Source organism: Candidatus Desulfatibia sp. (assembly GCF_036446775.1).
In the GTDB taxonomy this organism is placed as follows: Bacteria; Desulfobacterota; Desulfobacteria; order Desulfobacterales; family UBA11574; genus Desulfatibia_A.
Genome location: NZ_JAZFTO010000019.1, coordinates 1 through 4,372, shown reverse-complemented (window position 1 = coordinate 4,372; position 4,372 = coordinate 1). Strand labels below are relative to the sequence as shown.

At 41.5% G+C, this 4,372-nt stretch carries 4 protein-coding genes; 3 read left to right on the top strand and 1 reads right to left on the bottom strand.

All coding sequences use genetic code 11. The features are described from left to right. Positions 1-324: 324 nt before the first annotated feature. Together hemH and hemG are read left to right on the top strand one after the other, a co-directional pair. Positions 325-1,284: a ferrochelatase gene (hemH, locus tag V3S16_RS00900; protein ID WP_413882791.1), complete on the top strand. Its 960-nt coding sequence runs from the start codon at positions 325-327 to the stop codon at positions 1,282-1,284. 218 nt (positions 1,285-1,502) lie between these two features. Next, on the top strand, positions 1,503-2,891 hold the full coding sequence (gene hemG / locus V3S16_RS00895; protein ID WP_413882790.1) for a protoporphyrinogen oxidase: 1,389 nt from the start codon (positions 1,503-1,505) through the stop codon (positions 2,889-2,891). Between the two features lie 110 nt (positions 2,892-3,001). Here hemG and V3S16_RS00890 read toward each other — a convergent pair whose 3' ends face one another. Next, positions 3,002-3,166 carry a hypothetical protein gene (locus V3S16_RS00890; protein WP_413882789.1) on the bottom strand — a complete coding sequence of 55 codons (165 nt, stop codon included), beginning with the start codon at positions 3,164-3,166 and terminating at the stop codon, positions 3,002-3,004. A gap of 859 nt (positions 3,167-4,025) precedes the next feature. Here V3S16_RS00890 and V3S16_RS00885 point away from each other — a divergent pair. Continuing rightward, positions 4,026-4,372, top strand: a 347-nt coding sequence (locus V3S16_RS00885; protein WP_413882788.1) for a hypothetical protein, incomplete at its 3' end; no start/stop codon positions are given.

The following is a 4,372-nucleotide window of genomic DNA, read 5'->3' as shown; positions in this document are numbered from 1 at the left end:
ACAAATAACAAATAAATTCCAATCGTTCGACCTAGAGGCTCTCGACAGGTGACCGAAAAAACAAATAACAAACAAAAGAATAAAAAAAATAGTTTTAGCCCTTGTTTGGAATTTGAGACTTGGAATTTGTGATTTATTTGAAATTTGGTGCTTGTGATTTGTTATTTATTTAATGTTTGGTGCTTGGAATTTGTGATTTTAGACACAAAACTCCAAGGCCGAGCCAAATATCTCTGACCCCCGCAAGGCGGGACAGGCTTGGCCCATCGAAGATCCCGCCACGCGGGGAAGGACCAGATTTTTCAGGACTAAACAAACTTTATTATGCAAAAATATGCCGTAGTTCTTTTTAATCTGGGTGGACCGGACTCTTTGGAGGCCATAGAACCCTTTTTATTTAATCTGTTCAGCGATCATGATATTTTTAAGATACCGGTTGGGCAAAAAATATTTGCAAAAATAATGTCCAGCCTGCGCGCCCCCAAAGTAAGAGAAAAGTACCAACAAATAGGAGGAAAATCTCCTATAAATGAGTGGACGGAATTGCAGCGATCCATACTTCAGGAAGAACTGCAAAAAGTAATTGGCAACGTTGAAGTTTATACGGCCATGCGCTATTGGAAACCAGCCATAAAGGATGTCGCTGAAACGATATCAAAAAAAACCTTTGACATAATAGTATTGCTTCCCCTTTATCCCCATTACTCAATAACTACCACCGGATCGTCATTTAACGAATGGAGAAGAGTGTATCAGGGAGACACCGGCAGGTTGAAATATGTTTATGATTATTTTGACAACCCTAAATATATTTCGGCTTTAAATGAAAGAATTGATGAGACGATTTTGCGCTTTCCTGAAGATGTGCGCGACGATATTCAGGTTATATTCAGTGCTCATGGTACGCCTGCAAGCTTAGCTGAAAAAGGAGACCCTTATCCCAAGCAAATAAAAGCAACCGTTGCGTGTGTCATGCAAGCGCGTAATTTTTCGCATGAATATCATTTGTGCTTTCAAAGCAAGGTCGGCCCTGCCAAATGGCTCGAGCCTGCCACCGATAAAATGATTAGAGACCTGGCAGCTCAAAGAAAAAGACAATTGTTGATCGTTCCGATAAGTTTTGTATCCGATCATATTGAAACCTTGTTTGAGCTTGACTTTGAATACAGAATTGTTGCCGATAAAGAAAACATCGAAAATTTTATTGTCATGCAAGGACTGAACGATTCCAAAGTGTTTGTCGCAGCTCTGAAAGAGTTAGCTGTCCAGGCGCTTCAAATATAATGAGACCCAACCCGGATAAACCGGCCTCCGGCTCGTAGAGCCTACGCCTCGGAGAGAAAGAATAGCCACAAAGGCACCAAGACACAAAGAACAACTGTTTATTATAATTTAACTTCGTGTCTTGGTGTCTTGGTGGCGAAAATATTTTGTTAGATAAATCCTTCGCAAATATGATGCGATTTTGATAGATAGGTACTAAATCAAAGCATATAGAGTAAATGGATAAAGGCACAATTAAAATTACGATTTTGGGTGCGGGTATATCAGGGCTTGCAACTGCCTTTTGGTTACATAATGATGGGTTTGACGTAACAGTTTTAGAGTCAAAAAATGAACCGGGCGGTTCCATGGTCACCAGGCACGAAGATGGATTTCTGATAGATTATGGACCCAACAGCGGGTTGGAGACCACACCATTAATCGGAAAGATCGTTGCGGCGGTAGGACTTGAAGACGAAATGATCTATGCCGATGAAAAGGCTGACAAAAGATATATTTTAAGAAATAATCGGCTGCATGCCCTGCCTACAAGTCCGACGGCTTTCTTAAAAACAAAATTGTTTACACCCAAAGCCAAATTGCGTCTTTTGGCTGAACCATTTGTGGGAAAATCCAAAGAAGGATATTACCAAAGCGTTTCTGAATTTGTAAAAAGACGCTTAGGACGAGAATTTCTTGATTATGCCATAAATCCTTTTGTTGCCGGAGTGTTTGCGGGCAATCCTGACAACCTTAGCGTTAAATCAGCTTTCCCCAAGTTATACCGGCTGGAAGAATTATATGGAGGTCTGTTCAAAGGGCTGGTTTTAGGTGCAAGAGAAAGGAAAAGACAGGCAGAGCAATCCAAACAAAGCGCCAGGTTGTTTTCATTCAAAAAAGGGATGCAGTCCTTGCCGGAAGCAATTGCCGGCAAATTAGGCGATAAAATCAAGTACAACTGCAATGTTGAAAAAGTAGCAAAATCAGCAACAAAATTTAAAGTTTTGTACAAGCATGCCGATAAATCAAAAGAAATTGTTGCGGATATAATACTATCTACAGTTCCGGCTTATCAGGCTGCTGCTATTTTTGATGATAAGGAGACTCAATTAATTAACCATTTTAATAAAATTTATTATCCTCCTGTAAAAGTGCTGTATTTAGGATTCCGGCAAGAGACTGTCGGTCGGCCGCTGGACGGATTCGGGTTTTTAATTCCGGAAAAGGAAAATAAAAGGTTTTTGGGTACCATCTGGAGTTCAACAATATTCCCTTACCGGGCCAAAAATAATCTGGCGGCATTTACCTTATTTATCGGGGGCGCGCGATCTCCGGAATTGTTTGATAATGAAAATGATAAGCTTGTCGACCGTGTCATAAAAGAGTTCAAAGAAATAATGAATATTAATAGTGACCCTGTATTTATTAAGGAAAAGATGTGGCCCAAAGCCATTCCACAGTACAGCCTGGGATATATCGAGCACGAAAGATACTTTGAAAAGTTTGAAGCCGACAATCCCGGTATTTTTTTAAGCGGTAATTACCGCGGCGGGATTTCTGTGGGCGACTGCATACAGAATTCGGAATTGACGTATAAAAGGATATGCGAGTATATAAACCAAAAATGAGGTAAGTTATCAATTAGTTGGGGTTTAGAAAATTGCCGGGCTTTTTCCCCGAGGTTGTTGAGAAGTTACGTCTTTAACAAATAACATATAGTATATTGACATTAAAGACGTCATGCTTTAATTTTAGATTTTATGCATCCTAAATCCAAAACGATAATTCGAAAAGCCTTTTGCATCTCACTTGCTCTGTTTTTCAGCCTGAGCCTTTTTGCAACCGGAGCTAAGGCTTTCTCTGTTCCAGAATGCAAGGATGGTTCTTGCATGAAAAGTTCCATGTTGGTTTCCCGGCATGGAATGGAAGTTAAATCACCACCTGCATCCCAAGGATGCTGTTCCGGAGATCAAAGTGCTCCCTGCGATTTTGAAAAGGGCCAAAATATTGATGTACCGGACATTGCCGCTTTGACGGTCAGACCGGACAACGATAAAACCCCATGCCGCCTATCTACAGCAATAGATTACTTTTCCAACAACCCTAGCCCCAAAAATGCTAGTATAATATTTCGTCCCAGGGCAACCGCCCGATCCTCACCAATTTATCTTACAAACAGTTCCTTTCTCTGTTAAAACCAGCATTTTCAATCTCATTGCGAATCAGTTTCCCTTTGGCAACCATAAGCTTTGATTTGTAGCTTGGGACTGGTGCCGCTTAACTCTTTAATGCACCTACGACAGGTAACCGTTCACAGGTTCAGAGGTTCAGGGTTCAAAGGTTTACCCGCCTTTGGCGGCGCCGTAGGCGACCAGGGTTCAAGGTTCGGGACTAGTGAGTAAAGGTTAACAAAAAAAGCAACCCTGAACTTCTGAACCCCGAACCTGTGAACGCCTACTACGACAGTTGTAATCTATACCTGCGTCCTAAATAGTACAGCAACCGGGGAGTTTTTTTCAAAAAGCACGGACGGCGAGCTGGTGGAAAAGGACTAATATGGTATGGTTACTTTTTGCCTGGTTGACGATTTCAATTGGATACTTTGTATCCAGGCTTTGATCTCCCGTAGATTTAAAACGATTAATAGATTGTTAAAATAACCAAATAATCAAAGAAGTTAAAATAAAAAGCACGATTTTTTAATAATCTGGCACGACTAATGCTTTTAACATAAAAAGACATTCATATAAGGAGGTTTAGAAATGAAAAGTCCAGTGAGAATCATAATCATAAGCGTTCTGTCTCTGGCTGTTATCGCCGTTGGGATTACACTTTTTGGGGGGCCCAAACACGCCAGTGCCTGCGGCGTGGGGGCTCAGGGCGGCGAAAGCTATATGCCGCAACGACGCAATCCGACAGGTGAGCTGGCCCGCAGACCCTCTTTAACACAAGAGCAGGCTTCTGAAATTGTGTCCCGGCACGTAAAAAGACTGAACCCGGACCTGAAAGTTGGACGAATTAACGACGCCGGCAGCTATTTTGAGGCCGAAATCATTTCAAAAGATAATGAAGTTATCCAGCTTATGGGCGTGGATAAAGAGTCCGGCAG